This window comes from Methylobacterium sp. UNC300MFChir4.1, from assembly GCF_900110155.1.
Lineage (GTDB): Bacteria > Pseudomonadota > Alphaproteobacteria > Rhizobiales > Beijerinckiaceae > Methylobacterium.
The window spans coordinates 40,437-65,311 of the sequence record NZ_FOCS01000019.1; the positions used below are offsets into that span (position 1 = coordinate 40,437).

Consider the following 24,875-nt stretch of genomic DNA (forward strand, 5'->3'; position numbering starts at 1 on the left):
GCTCTCCCGCGCGACGGGCCCGGGCCATCGTGCGAGACCGGACCGCGGCGACGAGCGAGGCCCTGCCCGGGTTCGGCGCCCGCGCCGCGCGGATCAGGGCGCGTCGTCCGCGAGCTCGACCCGCCCGTCCAGGCCGATGATGCGCCCGAGGCCGCGGACGCGGTTCAGCAGGCGGTCCCCGTTCAGGGGCTCCCAGTCCCGCGGCAGGCGCAGCACCACCCGTCCCTCCTCGACGGTGAGCGGCGCCCGTCCGAGGGCGCCGTCCATGCCGGCCGAGATCGGGAAGGCGATCCGGAGCAGGGCGCCCAGGAGGCGGGCGCGCTCGAACAGGCGCGGGCCGGCCACGCTCCGGAGCATCGGGTTCGCCTTCTCGGGGGCCAGGCCGGTGTGCCTCAGGGACACCGCCAGGGCGAGATAGGCCCGGCCCGGATGATCCACGCCGACGAACGCGGCATTCTGGATCACCGCGATGCTCTGCTCACCGCGGTAATCCGGATGCGCCCGCCAGCCGACGTCGGACAGCAGGCAGCCGGCGTGCCGCAGACGGCGCTCGTCGGTGGTCTCGTGGCCGTCCAGGGTCGCGACGAACCGGTCCGTCCAGGTGATCAGCTCCTCGCCGTGGCGGGGCGAGCGCGCGCGCAGAACATTGAATTCCGACGCCGAGGCCAGCAGCGGATCGATCAGACGGGTGTCGCGGTCGAGCTGCTCGAACAGCAGGCCCTCGCGCACGCCCGATGCCGAGATCGCCACCTCGCGGGGGCGCCCGACCCGGATGATCTCCTCGAGGACGACGGCGCCGTAGGCGAGGAGCGGGCGCCGCGCCTCGGAGATCGCGTCGACGTCCTGCAGCAGCGCCACGTCGGTCTGCTCGACGACCTGCAGGAAGCTGAGTTCGTCGGTGGGCTCCACCGTGTAGCCGTGCATCACGTGGACGGGGTAGCCGCGGGCCGCCTGATGGAGCCGCGCGATGGCCCGCCACGTGCCGCCGACCGCGTAGAAGGTCCGCCCGCGCAGGGTCTCGAGCTGCGGGGCGGCCTTGCGCATGTACTCGCGGACGATCTTGGCGGCCTTCTTGACCGAGCCGCCGGACAGGTCCTGCAGAGCGAGGCCGCCGAGGGGCATGGTCACCCCCTGTCCGACGACCGCCCCGCGGACGTCCACGAGCTCGAGCGAGCCGCCGCCCATGTCGCCCACGACGCCGTTCGGCGCGTGGAATCCCGAGACCACGCCGAGGGCCGACAGCTCGGCCTCGCGCCGCCCGGAGAGGAGCTGGATCTCCTGGCCACAGGCCGCCTCGGCGGCGCGGAGAAAGTCTGGACCGTTCTCGGCGTCCCGCGCCGCCGCCGTGGCGAGGACGTAGACCTGCCTGACGCGCATCGTCTGGCACAGCACCCGGAACCGCGCCAGGGCGGCGAGTGCGCGCGTCACCGCCTCCTCGTTCAGGCGGCCGGTCGTCAGGACGTTGCGGCCGAGGCCGCAGAGCACCTTCTCGTTGTAGAGCGGCGTCGGCGCTCGGGTCAGTCCATCGTACGCGACGAGGCGGACCGAGTTGGAGCCGATGTCGATGATCGCCACAGGATGGCGCGCGGTGTTGTCGATCGCCTCCGCGTCGTGCGCGAGGGTGAGGTTGGCAAGAGGGCTGCCCAAACGTCCGAGTCCTTCATCAGCCCGGCGCGCCGCCGGCGCGCCGTGCGGGAGGTTTAGCCCAGCGACGCCGCGCAGCGAAACTCAGCTGCGTTGGGCGCGGCGGCTCAGCGCCCGTGGGCTCGACTTCTTCGAGGCCTTGCCGCGCCCAGAGAGGCTGGGATTGGTCATGAAATACTTGTGGGCGTTGAACGGCTCCTCGCCCTCGGCGGGCTGGATCCGCTCGCAGCCGCCCGAGGCGAGGAGCCGCCAGCTCTGGCGGTTGTCGAGCAGGTTGGCCAGCATGATCTGGTCGAGCACCTGCTGATGCACCGTCGGATTCGTGATCGGCAGCAGCGCCTCGACGCGGCGATCGAGATTCCGGCTCATCAGGTCGGCGGAGGAGATGTAGACCGTTGCCTTAGGGTGCGGCAGCCCAACGCCGTTGCCGAAGGCGTAGATGCGCCCGTGCTCCAGGAACCGCCCGACGATCGACTTGACCCGGATCGTCTCCGACAGGCCGGGGATGCCCGGGCGCAGGCAGCAGATGCCGCGGACCACGCAGTCGATCTGAACACCGGCTGCCGAGGCATCGTAGAGCGCGTCGATGATCTGGCTGTCGACCAGGGAGTTGCACTTGATCCAGATGGCGGCCGGGCGCCCGGCCTTCGCGTGCGCGACCTCGGCCTCGATGTGCTCGAGGAGCTTGTTCTTGGCGGTCAGCGGCGAGACCGCCATGCGCTCCAGCTCGGCGGGCTCGGCGTAGCCGGTGATAAAGTTGAAGATCCGCGACACGTCGCGCGCGATCGCGGGATCGGCCGTGAAGAACGACAGGTCCGTGTAGATGCGCGCGGTGATCGGGTGGTAGTTGCCGGTGCCGACGTGGCAGTAGGTGACGAGCTTGTCGCCCTCGCGCCGGACCACCAGCGACAGCTTGGCGTGCGTCTTCAGCTCGACGAAGCCGAACACCACCTGCGCGCCGGCCTTCTCGAGGTTGCGCGCCCAGCGAATATTGGCCTCCTCGTCGAAGCGCGCCTTCAGCTCCACGAGGGCGGTGACGGACTTGCCGAGTTCCGCGGCCTCGGCGAGGGCCGCCACGATCGGCGAGTTGGACGAGGTCCGGTAGAGCGTCTGCTTGATCGCGACCACGTTCGGGTCACGGGCGGCCTGCGCGAGGAACTGCACCACCGAATCGAAGGATTCGTACGGGTGGTGGACGATGAAGTCCTTCTGCCGGATCGCCGCGAAGACGTCGCCGCCGCTCTCGCGGATGCGCTCCGGGAAGCGGGGATTGTAGGGCTTGAACTTCAGGTCGGGCCTGTCGATGCCGACGACCTGGGACAGCTCGTTCAGGGCCAGCATGCCCTCCACGAGGAAGATCGCGTCCGCGGCGATCTCCAGCTCGTCGGCGACGAAGCTGCGCAGATCCTCCGACATGCCCGCCTCGACCTCGAGACGGATCACGACGCCGCGCCGCCGCTGCTTCAGCGCCGTCTCGAAATGCAGGACGAGGTCCTCCGCCTCCTCCTCGATCTCCAGGTCGGAATCGCGAACCACGCGGAACGCGCCGCTGCCCTTGACGAGGTAGCCCGGGAAGAGCCGCCCGGTGAACATCCCGATCACCTGCTCGATGGTGATCAGGCGCGCGGCCGTCTCGCTGTCGCTCACCGGCAGGCGCACGAAGCGGTCGATGACGCCCGGCAGCCGGATCAGGGCGCGCAGCAGCCGGCCGTCCTTCGGCCGCACCAGCATCAGCGCGATGGTCGTGCCGAGATTCGGGATGAACGGGAACGGGTGGGCCGGATCGATCGCCAGCGGCGTCAGGACCGGGAAGACGTGGTTGAGGAAGTACTCCTCCAGCCACGCCGCCTGCTCGGCCGTGAGGGCCGCGGGCTCGACGATGTCGATGTCGCTGGTGTGCAGCTCCGTGCGCAGTTCCCGCCAGCGGGCCTGCTGGTCGGCGGCGAGGCGCGACACCTCGGCGCCGATCCGGACGAGTTGCTCGGACGGCGATAGGCCGTCCTGCGACGGGACCGTGATCCCCGCCCGGACCTGATCGATGAGGCCGGCGACGCGGACCATGAAGAATTCGTCGAGGTTGTTGGCCGAGATCGACAGGAAGCGGAGGCGCTCCAAGAGCGGGTGGTTGGGGTTCGACGCCTCTTCCAGCACCCGCCGGTTGAACTGCAGCCAGGACAGCTCGCGGTTCACGAACCGCTCCGGTGAGTGGCGCAGGGTTCGCCCGGCTTCCACCACCGGCTCGCGGGCCGCGCCGACCGGCGGCTCCGCCGGAGTCGCGGCCGCCGCGGCCGGCCACTCGTCGTTGGCGTCCGGAATGGCTTCCGCCGGAGCCGCCGCCCCCGCGACCGGATCGGCCTGCAGGCGCTTGGGCGCGACCGCCCGCCGCGTCGCCGGACTGGCCGTCGCGCGCCGACGGGGCTCGGGCGCCTCATCGGCGGCGTCGCGGTCCACGGGCTTCTGCGTCGATTCCATCCCGAATCCCTGTCTCTGCTCCTCGCGGCGGCGGAGCGTGTATCACCCTAGACCGGCGGCCTTCACGACAGTTTCGTGACGGCCACTGCATTCCTCCTTCAGGCGTTCGGGTCCGGCTCGTCCTCCAGCCCCATGCGGCGCAGGACGGCCAGCGCGAGCGGCCGGCTGATGCGGCGGCCGCGCCCGAGGGCGTCGCGGTCGAGCTCGGCGACGACGTCGCGGGCTCGGCCCAGCGACCGGTCGATCCGCAGGGCCAGCGCCTCGATGACGCCGAGATCGACCACCAGCTGCCGGTCCACGAACAGCTTGACCAGGACGGCACGCAGGAGCGCGTCGTCCGGCGCCTCGATGGCGATGCGCGGCGCGAGGCGAAGCCGCGAGCGCAGATCCGGCGTCGTGAGGCCGAGGGCGTCGATACCCGTGGCGCTGGTCAGCAGGACCGGGCAGCCTCGCTCGCGGGCGCGGTTGAGCAGGTGGAACAGCGCCGCCTCGTCGCGCCGCTCCGCCCGGTCGATGTCCTCCACGACCAGCGCCCCGTTGGAGACGAGGTGCTGGACCGCGTCGGCACCCAGCTCGGCGGCCGGGAGGGTCCAGGCATGGGCCCGCTCGGCCCAGATCGCCGCGAGGTGGCTCTTGCCGCTGCCGGAGGGGCCGGTGAGGACCAAGACGCTGTCGGGCCAGTCCGGCCACGCCTCGATCAGCGCGTAGGCGGCCTCGTTGGCCGGTCCGACGAGGAAATCCTCGCGCCCGTAGCGGGGGTCGAGCGGCAGGTCGAAGGCCAGTTGCCGGGGTGGGGCGTTCTCGCGCATAGGCCGCTCAGGATCATCCCGCGCCCGCGGAGGTCAAGGCCGAAGCGTCCTTGCCCTCGTGCTCGATCAGGATCGGCTGCCCGGCGTGGTAGAGGCGGCTCTCCAGGTAGCGGGCCAGGGCGAAGCGGACCAGCACGCCGATCGAGGCCGCGATCGGGACGGCGAGCAGCAGCCCGACGAAGCCGAACAGCGTCCCGAAGGCGAGCAGGGCGAACATTAGCCAGACCGGGTGCAGCCCAGTGGAATCGCCGACGAGCTTCGGCGAGATGACGTTGCCCTCTAGGAACTGGCCGACGAGGAAGACGGCGACGGTCAGGCCGAGATGCAGCCAGTCTCCGGAGGGCCAGAACTGGACGAGCGCGACGCCCACGGAGAGCATGAAGCCGGTGAGCGTGCCGACGTAGGGGATGAAGGTCAGGAACCCGGCGATCAGGCCGATCAGCACGCCGAAGTTGAGGCCGACCAGCCACAGGCCGACGGCGTAGAAGCTGCCCAGGATGAGGCAGACCAGGGTCTGGCCGCGGACGTAGCCGGTGACCGCTCCGTCGATCTGGCGCGCCAGCTCGCGCACCGTCGCCCGGTGCCGGGGCGGCACCCAGCCGTCGATGGCTGCGACCATCCGGTCCCAGTCGACGAGGATGTAGAAGGCGACGACCGGTGTCACGACCAGCAGAGAGGCGATCGAGATCAGCGCCTGGCTGCCCGACCAGAGCGATTTTAAGAAGGCCAGGAGCCACGTGCCGGCCTGGGTGGCGAGCGTGCCCACCGAGGATTGCAGCTCGTTGAGGACGTTCGCGCCGCCGACGCGCTCGAGCAGGGTCCCGGACCGCTCGGCAATGATCGCCTGGAGCCGCGACACCATCCCGGGCAGCGCGTTGACGAGCGCCACGACCTGGTTGGCCGTGAGCGGGATCAGGATCAGCAGCGTCACGACGAGGACGACGACGAACAGCGCCAGGATCAGCAGGCTGGCCGCCAGACGCCCGAGGCCGAGCCGCTCCAGCCGGTCTGCCAGGGGGTCGAGGAGGTAGGCCAGCGTGATGCCGGCCACGAACGGCAGCATCACCTCCCGCAGGAGGTAGACGATCAATCCCAGGGCCACGACAGCGGCCAGCCCGATCACAGCCCGTGCGCGCACGATGACGCTCCCCCCAGCAGCACACCACGCCAGCGGGCAGAGTGGGTATGCGGAGCGCGCCGATCAAGGCGCCGCCGGCACGACTCGCGCGGCGCGCGGGAAGCCGCTAGAGCGGGGCCAGTATTCAGCGAGGTGGCGCGGGCATGACGGCCAAGGACGGCAACGAGCCGAAGACGGGGCTGACCTACGCGGCGGCGGGCGTGGATATCGATGCCGGCAACGCCATGGTCGAGACGATCAAGCCGCTGGTGCGCTCGACCCGGCGCCCGGGCGCCGACGCCGAGATCGGCGGGTTTGGCGGCCTGTTCGACCTGAAGGCCGCGGGCTTCCGCGACCCGATCCTGGTCGCCGCCAACGACGGCGTCGGCACGAAGGTCAAGATCGCCATCGAGACCGGCCGCCACGACACGATCGGCATCGACCTCGTGGCGATGTGCGTGAACGACATCATCGTCCAGGGCGCCGAGCCGCTGTTCTTCCTCGACTACTACGCGACCGGTAAGCTGGTCCCCGGCGTCGGCGCCGACATCGTGCGCGGCATCGCCGAGGGCTGCCGGCAGGCCGGCTGCGCGCTGATCGGCGGCGAGACCGCCGAGATGCCGGGCCTCTACGACGGGTCCGACTACGACCTCGCGGGTTTCTCGGTCGGCGCCGCCGAGCGCGGCGCGCTGCTGCCGCGGCCCGGCATCCGGCCCGGAGACGTCGTGCTCGGCCTGCCCTCCTCCGGCGTCCATTCCAACGGCTTCTCGCTGGTCCGCCGGATCGTCGCGAAGACGGGTCTCGGCTGGGACGCGCCGGCCCCGTTCGCCCCGGGCCGCAGCCTCGGCGAGGCGCTGCTGGAGCCGACCCGGATCTACGTGAAGCCGCTGCTCGCGGCTTTGGGCGCCACCGACGGGATCCGGGCGCTCGCCCACATCACGGGCGGCGGCTTCCCCGACAACCTTCCCCGGGTCCTGCCGGACGAAGTCGGCATCGCCGTCGACCTCGATGCCGTGACCCCGCCGCCGGTCTTCGGCTGGCTCGCCCGCGAGGGCGGCGTCGCCGAGGCCGAGATGCTGCGGACCTTCAACTGCGGGATCGGCATGGTGGTGATCGCCGCCGCCGACGCGGTCGACGACGTCGACGAGGCTCTGACCCGGGCCGGCGAGACCCCGGTCCGCCTCGGACGGATCACGGCGCGCGGCCCCGAGCCGGTGACCTTCAGCGGCCGCCTCGCCCTGTGATGGCGTCCGCCCGCAAGACCCGCGTCGCGATCCTCATCTCGGGGCGCGGCTCGAACATGCTGGCGCTGCTGGAGGCCGCGAAGGATCCCGCCTTCCCGGCCGAGATCGTGCTGGTCCTGTCGAACCGCCCGGAGGCCGCCGGCCTCGCCCGGGCGGCCGAGGCGGGCATCCCGACGCAGGCCATCGATCACCGGGCCTTCGCCGACCGGGCCGGTTTCGACGCCGCCCTCGACGCGGCGCTGCGGGCGGCCGAGGTCGACCTCGTCTGCCTCGCGGGCTTCATGCGGATCCTGACGACCGACTTCGTGGCGTCCTGGGCCGGCCGGATGCTTAACATCCACCCTTCGCTTCTGCCCCTGTTCAAGGGCACCCACACGCACCGGCAGGCGCTGGACGCGGGCGTGCGCCTGCACGGCTGCACGGTCCACTTCGTCGTGCCGGAACTCGACGCCGGACCGATCGTCGCCCAGGTTGCGGTCCCGGTCCGCCAGGACGACGATCCCGACAGCCTCGCCGACCGCGTGATCGTGCAGGAGCGGCGGCTCTACCCCGCGGTGCTCGCCCTGGTGGCGGGCGGCCGCGCCCGTCTGGACGGCGATCGCGTCGTGATCGACGAGAGGGCGCCAGACGGCGCTCTGTTCAGCCTCTAGGCGGCGGTAGCACGGGCGTTTCCGTCCGCGCGAGCGGGGCGCCGCGATCCGGCCGCGCCACGCTCGCCATGTTCCGCCCCCGGGGCTGCTCCGCCGACGAAGACGATGCGCGGACCCGGAGGCCTTCGAAGCTCTTGGCGCTCAGACCGGGCGCTGGAGCTTGCAGCTGTCCAGGGCCGAGAGCGCCTTAGCGCGGGCGGTGTCGTTGAAGTAGCCGGTGGTCCGGTAGGCCTCGATCTCGGAGGCGTCGAGGCTGCGCAGCGTCTGCCGCGCGTAGCAGCCGCAGGGGCGCTCCAGGGAGGCCTCGCTGGCGCTGGTCATGCGGGCCTGGACGACCGTGCAGGCGTGGCGCACGCGGCCCTCGAGGTTGGTCTTGCTGGCGGTCTTGAGAGCGGGGTCCGGCTCGTACTGCTGGAACGGGGCCGAGGATCCGCCCGCGAGGGCGGCGGTCGCGCCGAGGGCGAACAGGCCGGTCGCGATCAGCAGGGGCAGGCGGCGCATCGTCATGGTCGGGGTCGTCCGGGGGCTGAGATTGGCTAAGCTCGGCCGTTGGACGCTCCCGGGCTCCGTCCCGTCAAGGACGACCCGGTCACACAGGGCGGCATTCCCGGCGCCGCCGGGTACGGGGCGCGCGAATGGCGGGTCGGTGTGCCCAACCCGCCACCGCGCGTCGCCTCGCCTCAGGCGGCGATGTCGGAATCCTTGAAGAACTGCGCGATCTCGAGCTTGGCGTTCTCGGCGCTGTCGGAGCCGTGGACGGTGTTCTCGCCGACGGACTCGGCGAACTTCTTGCGGATCGTGCCCTCGGCGGCCTGGGCCGGGTTCGTGGCACCCATCACCTCACGGTACTTGGCGACGGCGTTCTCGCCCTCGAGGACCTGAACCACGACCGGGCCGGAGGTCATGAAGGTCACGAGCTCGCCGAAGAACGGGCGCTCCTTGTGCACCTCGTAGAACTTCTCGGCCTGCTCCTTGGTCATGCGGATGCGGCGCTGGCCGACGATGCGCAGGCCGGCCTCCTCGATGACGGCGTTGACCGCGCCGGTCAGGTTCCGCCGCGTCGCGTCGGGCTTCAGGATCGAGAAGGTGCGCTCGGTGGCCATGGTGCGTCCGGTCTGTCTGTGGAAAAGATCTGCGGCGCGCCGGCGATCCGGACACGCCGCGGCAGCGAGAATTTCGCTTCGGCGCCGGGCTTATAGCGGGCGCCCCCCGGTGTCTCAAGCGGCCCGGCGCGCCCGGGCGGGGCAAGCGCGGCCGTGGCTCTGCCGCAACACCGCCGAAAAATCGCCCGATTGCGGCGGCTCAGTCGCGCACCAACCGACTTCGTCCACCCCTCGGGCGCCCGCGGCGCCCCAATCCCGGAGACGAACCATGCGACTCGCTCTCAGCGCCAGCCTGCTTCTCGCCGGCCTCACCGCCGCCTCCGCCGACACGGGCAAGGACCCGTCCGGCACCTGGCTCACCGGCGACGGCCGCGCCAAGATCCGGATCGACCGCTGCGGCCCCGGCCAGAAGCTGGTCTGCGGCAAGGTCGTCTGGCTCAAGACGCCGACCTTCGACAACGGCGCCCCGCGCACCGACCTCAAGAATCCCGACCCGAAGAAGCGCGCCCGTCCGGTAATCGGTCTCCAGCTGATCGAAGGTCTGAAGCCGGACGACGCGAAGTTCACCGGCGAACTCTACAATATCGAGGAAGGCAAGATCTACACGGTCAGCCTCGAGCGGGAGAGCGAGGCCGAGCTCAACGTGTCGGGCTGCATGCTCAAGATCCTGTGCGGGTCGCAGACCTGGACCCGCGTGCCGGACGTGAACCAGCAGGCCGCCAACAAGAACTGAGCTTCGTCAGATCGCCGCGAGGCCGCGCTGCACTGCCGGCCTCGCCAGGATGCTCTCGAGCCACCGGGCGACGTTCGGGAGGGTGTCGATGTCGACACCCTGCTTGAAGTTGAGCTTCGCCCAAGTGAACGTCGCGATGTCGGCGACGGAGTAGTCCTCGGCCAGGAAGGCGCGCCCCTCGAGGCGCCGCTCCAGCACGCCGTAGAGGCGCTTGGCCTCGGCGGTGAACCGGTCGATCGCGTAAGGCAGCTTCTCGGGCGCGTAGATCTTGAAGTGGTGTGTCTGCCCGAGCATCGGCCCGAAGCCCGCCACCTGCCAGAACAGCCACTCGTCGACCGCCACGCGGGCGCGCTCGTCGGTCGGGTAGAACTGCCCGGTCTTCCGGCCGAGATACTGCAGGATCGCGCCTGATTCGAAGACCGAGATCGGCTGTCCGCCCGGACCGTCCGGATCGACGATGGCCGGGATCTTGTTGTTGGGCGAAATCGCCAGGAAGTCGGGCGCGAACTGCTCGTTCTTCGCGATGTCCACGGGAACGATGCGATAGGGGAGCCCGCACTCCTCCAGCATGATCGGGATCTTCCAGCCGTTCGGCGTACTCCATGTGTGGACGTCGATCGGCCGCCCGGACACCGCTGCCATGCTTTGCCTGCTCCTGGACCCGATCGTCGGCGGCGCGGTGGTCCTCCGCCGTTTCCGAATTGCCCCGGCAGTGAAGACGATTTCCCGGCCGCGCTCAAGGGCACCGCGCCCGTAGACGCGGTCGCACGGCGAAGCTGCGCCGGGGCTGGCGGCGGCGGCGCGGCCGGGCTTGCCGGCGCCGCGGGAGAGCGGCGAGATTGCGGCTCGGGCGCCGGAACGGCGCCCGAGGGGGAACATCCGATGATCGATCGTCTCGTCAGGATCGCGGTCCTGTCCGCGCCGCTGCTCGCCGCCTGCCCGGCTCTCGCCAAGGAGCCACCTGCCAAGGAATCACCCGCTAAGGAAGCACCCACGAAGGCGCCGCCCGCCGCCGAGGCGCCGGCCGCCAGGGCGCCGAGCGCGGGCCAGTCCGCCGCCCGCGATCGCCAGAAGACCTGCGGCACCGAGTGGCGCGCCCTGACCGACGCGCAGAAGGCGGCGCAGGGACCGAAATGGCCGCAGTACTGGAGCAAGTGCAACAAGCGCCTGAAAGGTGGCGACAAGGCCTGATCGGCTAGAACCGCGGGGCGTTCCGTTCGTTCGAACATCCGCGGCGGGTTGGCAGGAGGCACGAGGCGATGACGGACCCTTCTCCGTCCGGTCGGGCGGTGGACAGCGCGCCGCGCGGGGTCCGGCATGGCTGAGGCCCCCGCCGGCTCCGTCGCAGATCGCCGCCCCGAACCGCTCGGCGACCGCGTCCTGGCGTTCCTCGATGCCTGGGTGCCGAAGCCGGCCGCCTGGGCCTTCGCGCTGCGGATCTGGATCGCCATGATGCTGGCGCTGGCCGCCGCATTCTGGCTCCAGCTCGACAGCGCCTCGTCCGCCGCCACCTGCGTGGCGATCCTCGCCCAGCCCAAGCGGGGGCAGGCGATCTCGAAGGCGGTCTACCGCCTGCTCGGCACGCTCGTCGGCGCGGCGGTGGCGCTCGTCTTCATGGCGCTCTTCGGCCAGGACCGGGTGCTGCTGCTCCTCAGCTTCACCGTCTGGCTCGGCCTCTGCGTCTTCGTCGCCCAGTTTCTGCAGGACACGCGGGCCTACGGCGCGATGCTGTCCGGCTACACTGTGGCGATCATCGCGCTCGGCCAGATCGACGATCCGCAGGGGACCTTCGACGCCGCCGTGTCCCGCGTCGCCGCGATCGTGCTCGGCATCGTCGTGATCACCTTCATCAACGACGCCCTCGCCTCGCCGAGCACGTGGCGGGCGCTGCTGCCGCAGCTGCGCGCGGCCTGGGACCAGACGCGCGGCTACGCCCGCGAGACTCTGGCGTCGGGGGATCTCGGCGCCCCGCGCACCGCCGCGCTGATCCGCGCCATCGCGCCGATGCGGGCCGATGCCAGCGCCATCGCGGGCGAGCTGGACGACGGCCGGTACCGCGCGGCCGGCGCGCGCAGCTGCATCGCCGCGCTCTACGTGATGGCGGCGTCGATCCGCGGCCTCGGGGCCGCGGCCGCGTCCCTGCGCGATCCGAGCCCGGCCGTCGCGGAGGCGATGGCGATCTGCCGGCGGGTGGCCGACGCGCCCGATCCCGACGCCCTCGACCGAGACGACGAGCGCCTGCGCGACTTGGTCGACGCGGCTATCCGCGACGGGACCCGTCCCCTCGATGAGGTCGTTGTGCTCCAGCGCGCCCTCGACTTCGTCTGCGCCGCGACCTTCGCGCAGGACGGCATCCGCGCCGTCGCCGACGGCCACAGGCCTCTGCGCGACGCCGAACTGCCGACGCACCGCGACTTCCCGGTCGCCCTCCGCGGCGCCCTGCGGGTGGCCCTGAGTTTCGCGGTCACCGCCGCCACCTTCGCGGCGCTCGGCCTGCCCCAGGCCTCGTTCGCACTGGTCCAGGTGGCCGCCACCGCGGCCCTGTCGTCGATGACGCCGGACCCGAAGAAGTTCGCGAACGGCGTCGTCGTCGGCATGACGCTGGCCGCCGCCCTGGCGGGCATCGCCCGGTTCGCGCTCCTCAACGGTGTCCAGGGCTTCCCGATGCTGGCGCTCGTGATGGCGCCGGTGATCTTCCTGGGCTGCTTCCTCTCGCTGAACCCGAAGACCTTCGGGGTCGGCTTTATCCTGATCGTGTTCTTCCCCGTCCTGCTGGGGCCCTCGAACCCGCAGACCTACGACGCCCTGAGCTTCCTGCTGAACGCGTTCCTCGTCGTCGTGGCGGCCGTGATCCTGTCGATCATCGTCCGCCTCATCCTGCCGATCTCGCCGGCCCAGCAGCGGGTCTTCGCCCTCGGTTCGGCGCGGCGGGCGCTCGCCGACGCCCTCGTCGGCCAGGGCGGCGACGCCACCACCCGCACGAGCCTGAATGCCGACCGGCTGTTCCAGTTCGCCGCCTACAGCTCGGGGAGCGCGGCGGTGCGGCAAGCGAACCTGCACCACGCCTTCGCCCTCGCCCGCCTGGAGGCCGCCGCCGCCCGGGCCCACGCGGAACTGCGCCGCCTCTGGTCGGTCGGAGCCCTGCGCGGCGCGATCCCGCGGGCGCGGGACGCCCTCGCGGCAGGCGACGATCGCGGGCTCGAGATGGCGGCGCGCGACCTGATCCGCGCCGCCTCCAGCCAGGACCGGGCGGTGCGGCTCACGACGGCCCGTGCCGCCAGCGACCTCGCCACCGCGTCGCGGACCATCGCCCGCCACAGGCGATTCCTCCAACGCCTCGACGTCGCGCTATTCTGATTGCCGCTTCTTCCGGGGTAACCATGCACGAGGACATCCATGTCGGCGGGGTGCTGGTCACGGCCTTCGTCGCTTACGCGCTCGCCACGTTCGTGATCCTGGTCGTCCTTCGCCTCGTCTTCGCCCGCATCCGCTTCAGCCGCTACGTCGCCAACGCCCCGCTCGCCGAAGCCGGCCTCTACGTCTGTGTCCTCGCCCTCCTGATCGCGTTCATCTGATGCCCGACACGACCGCCGACGAGGACGATCCGAAGTCCGCCGCCCGCGACGGCGCGCCCGGGCGGAGCGACCCCCTGCCCGCAGTGCCGCGCCGGGGCCGGGCCGCCAAAGTGTTCCGCCTCGCGGCCACCGGCGTGATCCTGCTCGCGGCGATCCTGGCGGGAGCCTTCGTGTGGGAGTTCTACGTGGCGGCGCCCTGGACGCGCGACGGCACGGTCCGGGTCCAGGTCGCCAACATCGCCCCGCAGGTCGCGGGTCAGATCGTCGAGGTCCGGGTCCAGGACAACCAGAACGTCCGCAAGGGCGACGTCCTCTACGTCATCGACCCGGTCGATTTCGAGGTCGCCGTCACCTCGGCGGATGCCGAGGTCAAGAATCGCGAAGCCGACCTGCAGGTGAAGAACGCCGAGTCGGCCCGGCGCCAAGCGCTCTCGACCGTGTCGACCTCGATCGAGGAGAAGCAGCGATTCGCAGGCGCCGCGAAGATCGCCGAGGCGTCGCTGGAGAGCGCGCAGGCGCAGCTGCGGCAGGCCAAGGTGAATCTGGAGCGCACCCAGGTGAGGTCGACCGTCAACGGACGGGTGACCAACCTGCTGATGCGGGTCGGCGACTACGCCCGGACCGGCACCTCGAACATCAACGTGGTCGACACAGACTCCTTCTGGATCGACGGCTATTTCGAGGAGACCAAGATGTCCAACATCCGCGTCGGCGACCCCGCCGACGTGAAGCTGATGGGCTTCGATCCGCACCTGACCGGCACGGTCCACAGCATCACGCTCGGCATCTCCACGGCGAACGCCGCCGCCAGCACGCAGGGGCTGCCGGACGTCAACCCCGTCTACACCTGGGTGCGCCTCGCCCAGCGGGTGCCGGTCCGCATCCGCATCGACCGCGTCCCGGCGGGCGTCCCGCTCATCGCCGGCATGACCGCGACGGTGTTCGTCAACGGCGGCCGCGGCCCGGCACCGAGCTGGTTCATGGACCTGCGCGACCGCGTCTCCGGCCTGGCAAAGCCGGCGGCCAGCCCCACCCGGGAGGCCGACCGGCGCTGAATCGCCGCGCGGACGCGACCTGGTTGGCGGGGGCGCGGTTTCCCGGAGACGCATCCGCGCCGGAGATCACGATGAACCGACTGCTCGCACTCGCCACCTTCCTGCTGGCCGCGGGACCGGCCGCGGCCGCGCCCCCGCGGGCCGCGGTATTCGATTTCCAGTTCTCGAACCTATCGCCGGTGCCGGGTGACGCCGCCGACACCGCGCGGCTGAAGCGGGTCAGCGCCGAACTGCGCGACCTCCTCCAGAAGAAGGGCCTGTTCGTCGTGGTCTCGACCGAGCCGGTGCGGGACGAGGTCACCAGAAGTGCCGACCTGCGCCGCTGCAATGGCTGCGCGGATGACTTCGCCCGCAAGCTCGGCGCGGATGTCGCGATCACCGGCGAGGTGCAGAAAGTCTCGAACCTGATCCTCAACCTCAACGTCTACGTGAAGTCCCTCACCGGCGACGCGCCCGAGAAGGCCTACAGCGTCGACCTGCGCGGCGACACGGATGAGTCCTTCGACCGCGGCATCCGCTTTCTGGTCGAGAACAATATGGGCGCCGGCAAGTAGCTTGCGGGCCAATCAATATTTCGCAGCGCCGCGGGATCGATCCAAGTGATTGAGCTCGCACGCGCTGCGGTGCGGCGGCGGGGGCAAGCGGATCGAAAAAGCCTTTTGCCGAGAAAATAGCTATTGACCGACTTGGAGGACGGGCGCAGTCTCCATCTGTGCTTAGCGAGAGCGGGCGCGGACCGGCATGAAATCTTGACGCGATCAGGTTTCGCAGCGGTGTCGGTCGTCGGAAGCTGGAGGAGACAGGGATGACTCCACCGCAGCGGAATGCCGCCTAGACGGTTCAGGGACAGGTTCGGCCCAAGACCCAGCGGCGCAACACGAACAGCCGGACGGACGCGGCTCCAGGGGCGCAGAAGCGGCCACACATGGCACGCCTTCGAATGCGCGAAAGGCCCCACTTCGAGCCGTTCCGCCGCGGTTTCTCTTCGAGGATCTGTTCGTGGCCCACCTGCCCGGCATCGCCGCGGCGGGATCTCGTCGTGGCTTTGGCGAGCATGGGACTGGCCGGCGACGTCGAAGCGACGGCCAGCCGATCCCGGCACTCATCCTAAGGCCGGGCGCGGACTGGCCGCTCGCCGCGGAACGCTCACTCGATCCCGAGCTTCGCCTTGAGCAGCGCGTTCACCGCCGCGGGGTTCGCCTTGCCGCCGGTGGCCTTCATGGTCTGACCGACGAACCAGCCGAGCAGGGTCGGCTTCTCCTTGGCCTGGGCGACCTTGTCGGGATTCGCCGCGATGATCTGGTCCACCGCCGCCTCGATGGCGCCCGTGTCGGTCACCTGCTTCATGCCGCGGCTCTCGACGACGGCGCGCGGGTCGCCGCCCTCGGTCCAGACGATCTCGAACAGGTCCTTGGCGATCTTGCCGGAGATGACGCCCTCGCCGATCAGGTCGATGATCGCGCCGAGCTGGTCCGCCGAGACCGGGGTCGCGTCGATGGACAGACCCTCCTTGTTGAGGCGCCCGAACAGCTCGTTGATCACCCAGTTGGCCGCGGCCTTGCCGTCCCGGCCCTTCGCCACCGCCTCGTAGTAGTCCGCGGAGGCGCGCTCGGCGACCAGCACGCCGGCATCGTAGGGCGAGAGGCCGAACGCCGAGACGAACCGCGCCTTCTTGGCGTCCGGCAGCTCCGGCAGCCCCTCGGCCAGGGCGTCGACGTAGGCCTGGTCGAATTCCAGCGGCAGCAGGTCCGGATCGGGGAAGTAGCGGTAGTCGTGCGCCTCTTCCTTCGAGCGCATCGAGCGCGTCTCGCCCTTGGTCGGGTCGAACAGGCGCGTCTCTTGGTCGATCTTGCCGCCGTCCTCGAGGATGGCGATCTGGCGCCGCGCCTCCGTCTCGATCGCCTGCCCGATGAAGCGGATCGAGTTGACGTTCTTGATCTCGCAGCGCGTGCCCAGCGGCTCGCCGGGGCGGCGCACCGAGACGTTCACGTCGGCGCGGAGCGAGCCCTTTTCCATGTCGCCGTCGCAGGTGCCGAGATAGCGCAGGATCGTGCGCAGCTTGGTCACGTAGGCCTTCGCCTCCTCGGAGGAGCGCAGGTCGGGTCGGGAGACGATCTCCATCAGCGCCACGCCCGACCGGTTGAGGTCGACGAAGCTCCGGGTCGGATCCTGGTCGTGCAGCGACTTGCCCGCATCCTGCTCGAGGTGCAGGCGCTCGATGCCCACTGTGATCGAGGCGCCGTCGGCCAGATCCACCAGGACCTCGCCCTCGCCGACGATCGGGTCCTTGTACTGCGAGATCTGGTAGCCCTGCGGCAGGTCCGGGTAGAAGTAGTTCTTCCGGTCGAACACGGAGCGCAGGTTGATCTTGGCCTTCAGGCCGAGGCCGGTGCGCACCGCCTGGGCGACGCACTCGGCGTTGATCACCGGCAGCATCCCGGGCATCGCGGCGTCGACCAGCGAGACGTGGTCGTTCGGCTCGGCCCCGAACTCCGTCGAGGCGCCGGAGAACAGCTTCGCCCGGCTGGACACCTGGGCGTGGATCTCCATGCCGACGATCACCTCCCAGTCGTGGAGGCCGCCCTTGATCAGCTTCTTGGGGTCGACGGGTGCGTTCATGGTCGGTCCGAAAGGCGGCTGGCGTTCGAGGCGTCGCCGTCTTCGCGAGCGCAGCGAAGCGATCCAGGGAAGCGCGAGGCTTCCAGGCGTTGCACCGCCGGATCGCTTCGCTGCGCTCGCAGAGACGGCGGAGGCGCCGCATGCGTCGAGCGAGAGATTTTCTAGGAGGCCCCTGCCCGCAGGGTCAAGCGCGGCGTCCGACCGCCTGCCGGGCGCCGTAGCCCACGACGGCCCAGATCAGGGCCGCGACGGCGCGTACCGGGAAGAAGGTCGGGCCGTCGCGGGTGATCGGCGCCGGCCACGGGATGCCGGCCGCGCTGACCGCGTAGGAGAACAGCACCGAGAAGCCGAGCGCCGCGATCGCCGCGATGAAGACCTTGCCGAACTGGCTGGCGGTCCAGCCGAGATAGACCGCCACCACGATCAGCGCCGGATCGAACGCGGCCCAGATCCAGACCGTCCAGGGATAGTACGGGACGGTCATGACCACCACGGCTCGGGCAGGACGGTGCGACCGGCCGCGTCCTCGATCACCTGGGCGACCGCGAACAGCGTCTCCTCGTCGAAGGGTCGGCCGATGAGCTGGAGGCCCAGCGGGAGGCCCTGCCCGTCGAGACCCGCCGGCACCGCGATGCCCGGCAGCCCGGCCATGTTCACCGTCACGGTGAACACGTCGTTGAGGTACATCTCCACCGGGTCGGCCGAGGCCTTCTCGCCGATGCCGAAGGCGGCCGACGGCGTCGCCGGCGTCAGGATCGCGTCGACCCCGGCCGCGTAGGCGGCCTCGAAGTCGCGCTTGATCAGCGTGCGGATCTTCTGCGCGCGGACGTAATAGGCGTCGTAGTATCCGGCCGAGAGCACGTAGGTGCCGATCATGATCCGGCGCTTCACCTCGCGGCCGAAGCCGGCGGCGCGGGTGTTCTCGTACATCCCGGCGATGTCCTTGCCGGGCACGCGCAGGCCGTAGCGGACGCCGTCGTAGCGGGCGAGGTTCGAGGAGGCCTCGGCCGGGGCCACGATGTAGTAGGCCGGCAGCGCGTAGGCGGTGTGCGGCAGCGAGATCTCCCGGATCGTCGCGCCGGCGGCCTTGAGCCACGCCGCGCCCTCGTCCCAGAGCTTCTGGATTTCCGCCGGCATCCCGTCGACCCGGTACTCCTTCGGGATGCCGATGGTCAGGCCCTTCACGCCGCGCGACACGGCGGCCTCGAAATCGGGCACCGCGAGGTCGGCGCAGGTCGTGTCCCGGGCGTCGGCGCCCGCCATGGAGCCGAGCAGGATGGCGCAATCGCGCACCGTCCGGGCGATCGGGCCGGCCTGATCGAGGGAGGAGGCGAAAGCCACCGTGCCCCAGCGCGAGCAGCGCCCGTAGGTCGGCTTGATCCCGACCGTGCCGGTGAAGGCGGCGGGCTGCCGGATGGAGCCGCCGGTATCGGTCGCGGTGGCGCCGAGGCAGAGGCGCGCGGCGACCGCCGCGGCGGAGCCGCCCGACGAGCCGCCGGGCACGATCGGCGCGTCCGATCCGGCGCGCCGCCAGGGCGAGACCACGTTGCCGTAGGCGCTGGTCTCGTTCGACGAGCCCATGGCGAACTCGTCGAGGTTCAGCTTGCCGAGCATCACGGCGCCGTCGCGCCACAGATTGGCCGACACGGCCGATTCGTAGTGCGGCTCGAAGGTCTCGAGGATCTTGGAGCCCGCCGTAGTCGTCACGCCGTGCGTGCAGAACAGGTCCTTGATGCCGAGGGGAATGCCCTCGAGCGGCCGCGCCTCGCCGGACGCGATCTTCTGGTCCGAGGCCTCGGCCATCGCCAAGGCGCGGTCCGGGGTCTCCCGGATATACGCGTTCAGGACGCGGGCTTTGGCCATGGCGTCCAGATGGGCCTGGGTCAGCTCGCGGGCCGAGATCCGCTTCGCCTTCAGGGCGTCGCGCGCTTCGGCCAGGGTAAGTTCGTTCGGATCCACGCTGTTCACGTCCCCGCGCGCGCCGCCGCGCGCCTGCCCGCCAGAAATCCGGTCCGCAAGGTCCGGGCCGTCCTCGGCCTACTCGACCACCTTCGGGACCAGGAAGTAATTGTCCTCGGTCTCGGGCGCATTGGCGACGACGTCGGCGGCGCGGCCGCCCTCCGTGACGACGTCCTCGCGCTTCTTCATCGCCATCGGCGTCACCGAGGTCATCGGCTCGACGCCCGCGACGTCGACCGTGCCGAGCTGCTCGACGAAGGACAGGATGGCGTTCAGCTCGCCCTGCAGAGGCCCGACTTCGTCGTCGGTGACCGCGATCCGCGCCAGATGCGCGATGCGCCGAACCGTCTTCTCGTCGACCGACATGCCGTACCGTTCGTCCCTGCCCGGGAGCGCTCTCCCGAAGTCGGTCGCGCTATAGCATCGGCGCTCGACGCGCCGCAACGCGGGTGGGCTATGCCGCGCCGCCCGCAGGGCGGCCGGCCGCGCGGGACCCGGCTGACCGCGCGCTCGGCGCGGGCGGGGGACGGGCGGATCAGGTCACGACGTGGTGGGGCGTCACCGACATCTCGATGGTGATTCCCGGTTGCCGGACCGGCTGGATCATGCCTTGGGTGAAGCCCGCGACCAGCACCTCGAAGGCGAGGAGCAGCATCCAGCGGTGCTTGCGCGGCATCGCCCGCCGGCGGCCGGACGGAGCGGAAGAGGAGAGCTGGCCGTTCGTCGACAAGGCGGACCCCTACAGCGTGGTTTAACGGAACATTAACCTACCTAGACGCGAACGGCTCCGCGCGCACCGGGGGCGATCTGCGGAGGAACCGAAGTCTGTGGACGGTGGAGCGGGAGCGATGTGGGAGACGGTCTTCGAGGAGCTCGCGCCGGGCTTCGTGCCGGACGAGGCGGCCCTCGACCGTGCAGCGGAGGCGCTGGGCTTCGCCCTTCCGGCCTCCTACCGCGACTTTTGCCGGACCTGCGGCGTCGGCCTCGCGGGCGGGCAGTTCCGCGTCGCCGTGCCGGCACCGTTCGAGGCCTGCGATCTGGTGAGCCAGGCGGCCCTCATCGCCCACAGCGTCGGCGCCGCGGTCGCCATGCTGGAGGACGGGGCGGAGCCGCACCGCTTCGACGTCGAGGGCGGCGACGCCGGCGTCGTCGAGCGCGCCTGCTTCTTCGGCGCGGGCGAGGACGGCAGCTTCCTGTTCTGGGACGTCACCGGGACCGACGGCGAGTACGACGTCTGGCTGCTGGCGCCTGACCTGGAGACGGTGCGGTTCGGCGGCGATAGCCTCGACGACTTCTTCACCCGGGTCACGGCGCCGTCCGCGGCCCTGGTCCTGGGACCGGGCTCGGAGCCCCTCCCCGCCCGGTTCGAGGGCGTCACCGAGGCCATTCTGGCGCGCGTCGCGCGGGCGGAACCATGAATTTCGACGCGATCCGCGCCTTCGCGGCCGAGTCTCGCGGCGGCGCCCGCCTGATCGGCATCGATCTCGGCACCAAGACGATCGGCCTCGCCCTGTCGGATCTCGGCCGCCAGATCGCGACGCCGCTGGAGACGATCCGCCGGGTGAAGTTCACCCCCGACGCGCAGCGGCTCGCCGCCCTGTGCCGGCAGCACGCGGTCGGCGGCCTCGTCGTCGGGCTGCCGCTCAACATGGACGGGAGCGAAGGGCCGCGGGTGCAGTCGACCCGCGCCTTCATGCGCAACCTCGCGCCGATCCTCCCCCTGCCCCACGTCTTCTTCGACGAACGCCTCTCGACCGCCGTGGTCACCCGCGCGCTGATCGAGGCCGACGCCTCGCGGGCGCGGCGCGGCGAACTCGTGGACAAGCTCGCCGCCGCCTACATCCTCCAGGGCTGCCTCGACGTCATGCGCAACCTCGCGGACGCCGATGCGGACGACGATCCCGAAGAGGACTCCCTCAGCGGCTGACCAGCGAGACGGTGCCGCTGCCGTGGCGCTCGATCCGTCCGTCGAGCTCCAGTTCCAGCAGCACGCTCTGCACGGTCCGGGCACCGACCCCGGCGCTCCGCGCCAGCTCATCGGTGCCGACCGGGCTCGGGCCGAGCAGGGCCACGATCCGCGCCCGGTCGTCCTCGGCCTCGGGCGGCTCGTCGCGCGCGGGATTGTCGGCGGACGCGCCGTCGGCTCGCTCCGGTCCCGGGTCGAGAGCCGCGTCGAGCGCGATCTCGTCCCAGAAATCCGGTTGCTCGGCGAGGTCCGGCCGCCCGCGCGCCGGGGCCGCCTCGGCGTCCGGGCCGCGCTCGATGATCGGTCCCAGCAACTCCAGCACGTGGTCCACCTCGGAGACCAGGGTGGCGCCCTGGCGGATCAGGTCGTTGGTGCCCTCGGCGCGCGGGTCGAGCGGCGAGCCGGGAACCGCGAAGACCTCCCGGTTCTGCTCCAGGGCGTAGCGCGCCGTGATCAGCGAGCCGGAGCGGCGCGCGGCCTCCACCACCACCGTCCCGTAGGACAGCCCGGAGATGATCCGGTTGCGCCTCGGGAAGTCCCGCCCCCGGGGCTCCCAGCCCATCGGCATCTCCGCGAGGACCGCGCCGCCCTCCGCCAGGATGGCCTCGACCAGGGTCGCGTGGCTCGCCGGGTAGATCCGGTCGTGGCCGCCGGCCATGACGGCGATCGTGCCGGTCCGGAGGCTCGCCCTGTGGGCGCGCGCGTCGATGCCGCGGGCGAGGCCCGAGACCACCGTGAGGCCTGCCTCGCCGAGCCCGCGGGCGAGCCGCTCCGTGAAGGCGAGCCCCGCCGACGATGCGTTCCGCGAGCCGACGAGGGCGGCGGCGGGCCGATTGAGGATCGGTGCGCCGCGCAGGGCCAGAAGCGGAGGCGCCGCGTCGACCTGTGTCAGGAGCCGCGGGTATTCCGCCTCGCCGGTGGCGATCAGCCGGCCGCCGAGGCGGGTCAGGGCCGCCAGCTCGGCCTCGGCCTCAGCGCGGGTGGGTGGCACGATCCGCCGTCCCTGGCGGCCGGTGAGCTCCGGCAGGGCGTCGAGGGCGGCGGCCGCGCCGCCGAAACGGTTCACGAGCCTCCGGAAGGTGCGGGGACCGACGCCCTCGGTCCGGATCAGCCGCAGCCAGTCGAGCCGCTGGGCCTCGGTGAGCTGCATCCACCACCCCCACACCTGCCCGAAGGTCGGCGCGGCGCGCCGGCACTCAGCCCTTCTGGCCGATGCGCCCCTCGGTGCCGGACGCGAGTCGGCGGATGTTGGGCGCGTGCTTCCACCATAGCAGCAGGCCGAGGAGCAGGAACAGCAACGCCTGCGTCGGGGCACCCAGCGCCCAGAGGACGAGGGGTGTGGCCGCCGAGGCGGCGAGCGCCGCCAGCGACGAGTACTTGAGCGCGAAGGCGAGACCGAGCCAGATCGCCGCGAACGCCGCGAGGGCGGGCGGGCTGAAGGCGAGGAGCACCCCGATGAAGGTCGCGACGCCCTTGCCGCCCTTGAAGCCCAGCCAGACCGGGAAGAGGTGGCCGAGGAAGGCGCCGAGCCCGGCCGCGAGCGCCGGGCCCTCGCCCAACTGCCGGGCGATGAGGACGGCCGCCGTGCCCTTGAGGGCGTCGCCCAGGAGCGTCGCCGCGGCGAGGCCCTTGCGGCCGGTGCGGAGCACGTTGGTGGCGCCGATATTGCCGGAGCCGATCGCCCGCACGTCGCCGAGGCCGGCGAACTTCGTGAGGATCAGTCCGAACGGGATCGAGCCCAGAGCGTAGCCGAGGGCGAGGCCGCCGAGGGCGGCCGGAGTTGCGAGATCGGGTGGCATCATGCCGCGGCCGCGAGGTCGTCGACCGCGTGGACGATCCGGCCACCGACCAGCGTCAGCACCGCCGCGCCCTGGAGGCGCGCCTCGTCGAAGGGGGAGTTCTTGGAGCGCGACTTCAGCCGGCGCTTGTCGAGGACGTAGGGGAGATCGGGATCGATCAGCACGAGGTCGGCGGGGGCGCCGACCGCCAGCCGGCCGGCCTCGCGGCCGAGGATGCGCGCCGGATTCACGGTGAGCGCGGCGACGAGCTTGGGCAGCGCGAGGTCGCCGGTGTGGACGAGGCGCATGGCGGCGCCGAGCAGCGTCTCGATGCCCAGCGCCCCGTCCGCCGCCTCGGCGAAGGGCAGGCGCTTGGTCTCCACGTCCTGCGGGTTGTGGTCGGACACGACAACGTCGATAACGCCCTCGTGGAGGGCGCGCACCACTGCCTGACGGTCGGTCTCGTGGCGCAGGGGCGGCGAGAGCCGGCAGAAGGTGCGGTAATGGCCGATGTCGTTCTCGTTGAGGACGAGGTTGTTCACCGAGACGCCGCAGGTCACCGGCAGGCCGTCCTGCTTGGCGCGGCGGACGATCTCCACCGAATCGGCGCAGGAGATCATCGCCGCGTGGTAGCGGGCGCCGGTCAGCCGCACGAGGCGGATGTCGCGCTCCAGCATCACGGTCTCGGCCTCGCGGGGGATGCCCATGAGCCCGAGGCGCGAGGCGAGCTCGCCCTCGTTCATGACGCCCTCGGCGACGAGGGCCGATTCCTCCACGTGCTGCACGATCAGCGCGTCGAAATCCCGGGCGTAGGTCAGGGCGCGGCGCAGAACCTGGGCGTTCGCCACGGCCCTGAGCCCGTCGGTGAACGCGACCGCGCCGGCCTCCTTGAGCAGGCCGAACTCGGTCATCTCCCGGCCGGCCAGCCCCTTGGTGATGGCGGCCGCCGGCAGGACGTTGACGCTCGCCGTGTCGCGGGCACGCCGGAGCACGAAATCGACGATGGCCGGCTCGTCGATCACCGGGTTGGTGTCGGGCATGCAGACGAGCGTCGTGACGCCGCCCGCGGCCGCCGCGGCGCTCGCCGAGGCCAAGGTCTCGCGGTGCTCGGCCCCCGGCTCGCCCACGAAGGCGCGCATGTCGATCAGCCCGGGGGTCAGCACGCGGCCGGCGCAGTCGACGCGCTTCGCGTCGGCCGGGGCGCCCGGCGCCGCGCCGGCGGCGATATCGGCGATGCGGCCGTCCCGCACCAGCACCGCGCCGGCGGTCTCGCGGCCGGTCGCGGGGTCGAGGAGGTTGGCGTTGGCCAGAAGGTAGCTGCTCACAGGGGCGCCCTCGCGGAAGAGGCCGGGCCGTCGAGGCGCATGGCGAGGCCGGCCGCCGCCATGTGCGCCTTCGCTTCGGCGACGCTCGCCTGCCCGAAATGAAAGATCGAGGCGGCCAGCACGGCGCTGGCGCCGCCCTCGGCCACGCCGGCCACGAGGTCGTCGAGGCCGCCGACGCCGCCTGAGGCGATCACCGGCACGGTGACGGCGTCGCTGATCGCCCGCGTCAGGGCGAGATCGTAGCCGGAGCGCGTCCCGTCCTTGTCCATGGAGGTGACGAGCAGCTCGCCGGCGCCCTTCTCAGCCACCAGCCGCGCGAAGGCCACGGCGTCGATCCCGGTCGGGTCGCGGCCGCCATGGGTGAAGATCTCCCAGGCGGCCGGCGTGCCGGGGGGCGAGACACGCTTGGCGTCGATCGCCACCACGATGCACTGCGCGCCGAACTTCTCGGCGGCCCGGGCCACGAGGTCGGGATCCTTCACCGCGGCGGTGTTGATCGCGACCTTGTCGGCGCCGGCGAGCAGCAGCGCGCGCACGTCCTCGACGGTGCGCACGCCGCCGCCGACGGTCAGCGGCATGAAGCAGGCCTCGGCGGTCCGGCTGACGATGTCGAGCAGGGTGCCGCGGGCCTCGCGGCTCGCGGTGATGTCGAGGAAGCACAGCTCGTCTGCGCCGGCCGCGTCGTAGACCTTGGCGGCCTCGACGGGGTCGCCGGCGTCGCGCAGGCCCTCGAAGCGCACGCCCTTCACGACGCGCCCGTCCTTCACGTCGAGGCAGGGGATGATGCGGGTCTTCAGCACGGGCGGCGTCTCATGTCGCGAGCCTC

Annotated in this window: 26 protein-coding genes; 10 read left to right on the forward strand and 16 right to left on the reverse strand. The window is 71.4% G+C overall.

Annotation, left to right across the window (positions count from 1 at the left end):
* Positions 1-93 precede the first annotated feature (93 nt).
* From ppx to BMY19_RS22215, 4 genes are all read right to left on the reverse strand, one after another.
* Positions 94-1,647, reverse strand: coding sequence for an exopolyphosphatase (gene ppx, locus BMY19_RS22200; RefSeq protein ID WP_100252953.1), 1,554 nt, complete (start codon positions 1,645-1,647; stop codon positions 94-96).
* 81 nt (positions 1,648-1,728) lie between these two features.
* The gene (locus BMY19_RS22205) at positions 1,729-4,116 is read right to left on the reverse strand and encodes an RNA degradosome polyphosphate kinase (RefSeq protein ID WP_100252954.1); all 2,388 of its coding nucleotides are present in this window, start codon (positions 4,114-4,116) and stop codon (positions 1,729-1,731) included.
* 98 nt (positions 4,117-4,214) lie between these two features.
* On the reverse strand, positions 4,215-4,925 hold the full coding sequence (locus BMY19_RS22210; protein ID WP_020091805.1) for a P-loop NTPase family protein: 711 nt from the start codon (positions 4,923-4,925) through the stop codon (positions 4,215-4,217).
* A 13-nt stretch (positions 4,926-4,938) separates the two neighbouring features.
* A complete protein-coding gene (locus tag BMY19_RS22215) occupies positions 4,939-6,063 on the reverse strand; it encodes an AI-2E family transporter (RefSeq protein WP_026604737.1) in 1,125 nt (374 codons plus the stop codon).
* A gap of 143 nt (positions 6,064-6,206) precedes the next feature.
* Between BMY19_RS22215 and purM the strand changes: the two genes are divergently transcribed.
* Positions 6,207-7,286: a phosphoribosylformylglycinamidine cyclo-ligase gene (gene purM / locus BMY19_RS22220; protein WP_091678383.1), complete on the forward strand. Its 1,080-nt coding sequence runs from the start codon at positions 6,207-6,209 to the stop codon at positions 7,284-7,286.
* Positions 7,286-7,936, forward strand: a complete 651-nt coding sequence (gene purN, locus BMY19_RS22225; RefSeq protein ID WP_056521218.1) for a phosphoribosylglycinamide formyltransferase — start codon at positions 7,286-7,288, stop codon at positions 7,934-7,936. Before purM ends, purN begins: the two co-directional genes overlap by 1 nt.
* 141 nt (positions 7,937-8,077) lie before the next feature.
* Here the strand turns inward: purN and BMY19_RS22230 are convergent, their stop codons facing one another.
* Both BMY19_RS22230 and ndk read right to left on the reverse strand, forming a co-directional pair.
* Positions 8,078-8,443 (reverse strand): hypothetical protein, encoded by a 366-nt coding sequence (locus BMY19_RS22230; protein WP_020091801.1) that lies wholly within the window; start codon positions 8,441-8,443, stop codon positions 8,078-8,080.
* Positions 8,444-8,616: 173 nt separating this feature from the next.
* Positions 8,617-9,039 carry a nucleoside-diphosphate kinase gene (gene ndk / locus BMY19_RS22235; RefSeq protein ID WP_012317495.1) on the reverse strand — a complete coding sequence of 141 codons (423 nt, stop codon included), beginning with the start codon at positions 9,037-9,039 and terminating at the stop codon, positions 8,617-8,619.
* Between the two features lie 268 nt (positions 9,040-9,307).
* Here ndk and BMY19_RS22240 point away from each other — a divergent pair, with 268 nt between their 5' ends.
* Positions 9,308-9,772: a DUF2147 domain-containing protein gene (locus tag BMY19_RS22240; protein WP_020091800.1), complete on the forward strand. Its 465-nt coding sequence runs from the start codon at positions 9,308-9,310 to the stop codon at positions 9,770-9,772.
* Between the two features lie 6 nt (positions 9,773-9,778).
* Here BMY19_RS22240 and BMY19_RS22245 read toward each other — a convergent pair whose 3' ends face one another.
* On the reverse strand, positions 9,779-10,414 hold the full coding sequence (locus tag BMY19_RS22245; protein ID WP_056521224.1) for a glutathione S-transferase N-terminal domain-containing protein: 636 nt from the start codon (positions 10,412-10,414) through the stop codon (positions 9,779-9,781).
* A gap of 240 nt (positions 10,415-10,654) precedes the next feature.
* Here BMY19_RS22245 and BMY19_RS22250 point away from each other — a divergent pair, with 240 nt between their 5' ends.
* The 5 genes from BMY19_RS22250 (at position 10,655) to BMY19_RS22270 (ending at position 14,956) form a co-directional block, all read left to right on the forward strand.
* Positions 10,655-10,963 carry a hypothetical protein gene (locus tag BMY19_RS22250; protein WP_020091797.1) on the forward strand — a complete coding sequence of 103 codons (309 nt, stop codon included), beginning with the start codon at positions 10,655-10,657 and terminating at the stop codon, positions 10,961-10,963.
* 126 nt (positions 10,964-11,089) lie between these two features.
* On the forward strand, positions 11,090-13,129 hold the full coding sequence (locus BMY19_RS22255; protein ID WP_100252955.1) for an FUSC family protein: 2,040 nt from the start codon (positions 11,090-11,092) through the stop codon (positions 13,127-13,129).
* A gap of 23 nt (positions 13,130-13,152) precedes the next feature.
* On the forward strand, positions 13,153-13,347 hold the full coding sequence (locus BMY19_RS22260) for a DUF1656 domain-containing protein (RefSeq protein WP_100252956.1): 195 nt from the start codon (positions 13,153-13,155) through the stop codon (positions 13,345-13,347).
* Positions 13,347-14,402, forward strand: coding sequence for an efflux RND transporter periplasmic adaptor subunit (locus BMY19_RS22265; RefSeq protein ID WP_100252957.1), 1,056 nt, complete (start codon positions 13,347-13,349; stop codon positions 14,400-14,402). The genes BMY19_RS22260 and BMY19_RS22265 overlap by 1 nt, the downstream gene beginning before the upstream one ends.
* 71 nt (positions 14,403-14,473) lie before the next feature.
* Entirely contained in the window at positions 14,474-14,956 is a 483-nt protein-coding gene (locus BMY19_RS22270; protein WP_100252958.1) for a DUF3280 domain-containing protein, read from the forward strand.
* 592 nt (positions 14,957-15,548) lie between these two features.
* Here the strand turns inward: BMY19_RS22270 and gatB are convergent.
* From gatB to BMY19_RS31000, 5 genes are all read right to left on the reverse strand, one after another.
* A complete protein-coding gene (gene gatB / locus BMY19_RS22275) occupies positions 15,549-17,021 on the reverse strand; it encodes an Asp-tRNA(Asn)/Glu-tRNA(Gln) amidotransferase subunit GatB (protein ID WP_091978070.1) in 1,473 nt (490 codons plus the stop codon).
* A gap of 184 nt (positions 17,022-17,205) precedes the next feature.
* Complete coding sequence (locus BMY19_RS22280; protein WP_100252959.1) at positions 17,206-17,505, reverse strand: hypothetical protein; 300 nt, start codon at positions 17,503-17,505, stop codon at positions 17,206-17,208.
* Positions 17,502-18,980, reverse strand: coding sequence for an Asp-tRNA(Asn)/Glu-tRNA(Gln) amidotransferase subunit GatA (gene gatA, locus BMY19_RS22285; protein WP_020091790.1), 1,479 nt, complete (start codon positions 18,978-18,980; stop codon positions 17,502-17,504). The genes BMY19_RS22280 and gatA overlap by 4 nt, the downstream gene beginning before the upstream one ends.
* 78 nt (positions 18,981-19,058) lie before the next feature.
* On the reverse strand, positions 19,059-19,346 hold the full coding sequence (gene gatC / locus BMY19_RS22290) for an Asp-tRNA(Asn)/Glu-tRNA(Gln) amidotransferase subunit GatC (RefSeq protein ID WP_020091789.1): 288 nt from the start codon (positions 19,344-19,346) through the stop codon (positions 19,059-19,061).
* Between the two features lie 169 nt (positions 19,347-19,515).
* Complete coding sequence (locus BMY19_RS31000) at positions 19,516-19,656, reverse strand: hypothetical protein (RefSeq protein WP_244534979.1); 141 nt, start codon at positions 19,654-19,656, stop codon at positions 19,516-19,518.
* A 172-nt stretch (positions 19,657-19,828) separates the two neighbouring features.
* Here BMY19_RS31000 and BMY19_RS22295 point away from each other — a divergent pair, with 172 nt between their 5' ends.
* Both BMY19_RS22295 and ruvX read left to right on the forward strand, forming a co-directional pair.
* Positions 19,829-20,398: an SMI1/KNR4 family protein gene (locus tag BMY19_RS22295; RefSeq protein ID WP_100252960.1), complete on the forward strand. Its 570-nt coding sequence runs from the start codon at positions 19,829-19,831 to the stop codon at positions 20,396-20,398.
* A complete protein-coding gene (gene ruvX / locus BMY19_RS22300; RefSeq protein WP_020091786.1) occupies positions 20,395-20,907 on the forward strand; it encodes a Holliday junction resolvase RuvX in 513 nt (170 codons plus the stop codon). The genes BMY19_RS22295 and ruvX overlap by 4 nt, the downstream gene beginning before the upstream one ends.
* On the opposite strand, the gene dprA is transcribed toward ruvX, so the two are convergent.
* Genes dprA through hisF form a run of 4 tightly spaced genes read right to left on the reverse strand, consistent with a single transcriptional unit; the run spans position 20,897 to position 24,849 of the window.
* On the reverse strand, positions 20,897-22,096 hold the full coding sequence (gene dprA / locus BMY19_RS22305; RefSeq protein ID WP_100252961.1) for a DNA-processing protein DprA: 1,200 nt from the start codon (positions 22,094-22,096) through the stop codon (positions 20,897-20,899). The two genes, ruvX and dprA, sit on opposite strands and share 11 nt — an antisense overlap.
* A gap of 46 nt (positions 22,097-22,142) precedes the next feature.
* Positions 22,143-22,745, reverse strand: coding sequence for a glycerol-3-phosphate 1-O-acyltransferase PlsY (gene plsY, locus BMY19_RS22310; RefSeq protein ID WP_244534981.1), 603 nt, complete (start codon positions 22,743-22,745; stop codon positions 22,143-22,145).
* On the reverse strand, positions 22,745-24,049 hold the full coding sequence (locus tag BMY19_RS22315; RefSeq protein WP_100252962.1) for a dihydroorotase: 1,305 nt from the start codon (positions 24,047-24,049) through the stop codon (positions 22,745-22,747). Before BMY19_RS22315 ends, plsY begins: the two co-directional genes overlap by 1 nt.
* Positions 24,046-24,849 (reverse strand): imidazole glycerol phosphate synthase subunit HisF, encoded by an 804-nt coding sequence (gene hisF, locus BMY19_RS22320; protein ID WP_053620281.1) that lies wholly within the window; start codon positions 24,847-24,849, stop codon positions 24,046-24,048. Before hisF ends, BMY19_RS22315 begins: the two co-directional genes overlap by 4 nt.
* Positions 24,850-24,875: the final 26 nt, after the last annotated feature.

Coding starts and splice junctions, on each gene's coding strand:
- BMY19_RS22205 (WP_100252954.1), bottom strand. CDS start 4,116: ATGGAATCGACGCAGAAGCCCGTGGACCGCGACGCCGCCGATGAGGCG.
- BMY19_RS22210 (WP_020091805.1), bottom strand. CDS start 4,925: ATGCGCGAGAACGCCCCACCCCGGCAACTGGCCTTCGACCTGCCGCTC.
- purM (WP_091678383.1), top strand. CDS start 6,207: ATGACGGCCAAGGACGGCAACGAGCCGAAGACGGGGCTGACCTACGCG.
- purN (WP_056521218.1), top strand. CDS start 7,286: ATGGCGTCCGCCCGCAAGACCCGCGTCGCGATCCTCATCTCGGGGCGC.
- BMY19_RS22230 (WP_020091801.1), bottom strand. CDS start 8,443: ATGACGATGCGCCGCCTGCCCCTGCTGATCGCGACCGGCCTGTTCGCC.
- ndk (WP_012317495.1), bottom strand. CDS start 9,039: ATGGCCACCGAGCGCACCTTCTCGATCCTGAAGCCCGACGCGACGCGG.
- BMY19_RS22240 (WP_020091800.1), top strand. CDS start 9,308: ATGCGACTCGCTCTCAGCGCCAGCCTGCTTCTCGCCGGCCTCACCGCC.
- BMY19_RS22245 (WP_056521224.1), bottom strand. CDS start 10,414: ATGGCAGCGGTGTCCGGGCGGCCGATCGACGTCCACACATGGAGTACG.
- BMY19_RS22250 (WP_020091797.1), top strand. CDS start 10,655: ATGATCGATCGTCTCGTCAGGATCGCGGTCCTGTCCGCGCCGCTGCTC.
- BMY19_RS22255 (WP_100252955.1), top strand. CDS start 11,090: ATGGCTGAGGCCCCCGCCGGCTCCGTCGCAGATCGCCGCCCCGAACCG.
- BMY19_RS22260 (WP_100252956.1), top strand. CDS start 13,153: ATGCACGAGGACATCCATGTCGGCGGGGTGCTGGTCACGGCCTTCGTC.
- BMY19_RS22265 (WP_100252957.1), top strand. CDS start 13,347: ATGCCCGACACGACCGCCGACGAGGACGATCCGAAGTCCGCCGCCCGC.
- BMY19_RS22270 (WP_100252958.1), top strand. CDS start 14,474: ATGAACCGACTGCTCGCACTCGCCACCTTCCTGCTGGCCGCGGGACCG.
- gatB (WP_091978070.1), bottom strand. CDS start 17,021: ATGAACGCACCCGTCGACCCCAAGAAGCTGATCAAGGGCGGCCTCCAC.
- BMY19_RS22280 (WP_100252959.1), bottom strand. CDS start 17,505: ATGACCGTCCCGTACTATCCCTGGACGGTCTGGATCTGGGCCGCGTTC.
- gatC (WP_020091789.1), bottom strand. CDS start 19,346: ATGTCGGTCGACGAGAAGACGGTTCGGCGCATCGCGCATCTGGCGCGG.
- BMY19_RS31000 (WP_244534979.1), bottom strand. CDS start 19,656: ATGCCGCGCAAGCACCGCTGGATGCTGCTCCTCGCCTTCGAGGTGCTG.
- BMY19_RS22295 (WP_100252960.1), top strand. CDS start 19,829: ATGTGGGAGACGGTCTTCGAGGAGCTCGCGCCGGGCTTCGTGCCGGAC.
- ruvX (WP_020091786.1), top strand. CDS start 20,395: ATGAATTTCGACGCGATCCGCGCCTTCGCGGCCGAGTCTCGCGGCGGC.
- dprA (WP_100252961.1), bottom strand. CDS start 22,096: ATGCAGCTCACCGAGGCCCAGCGGCTCGACTGGCTGCGGCTGATCCGG.
- plsY (WP_244534981.1), bottom strand. CDS start 22,745: ATGCCACCCGATCTCGCAACTCCGGCCGCCCTCGGCGGCCTCGCCCTC.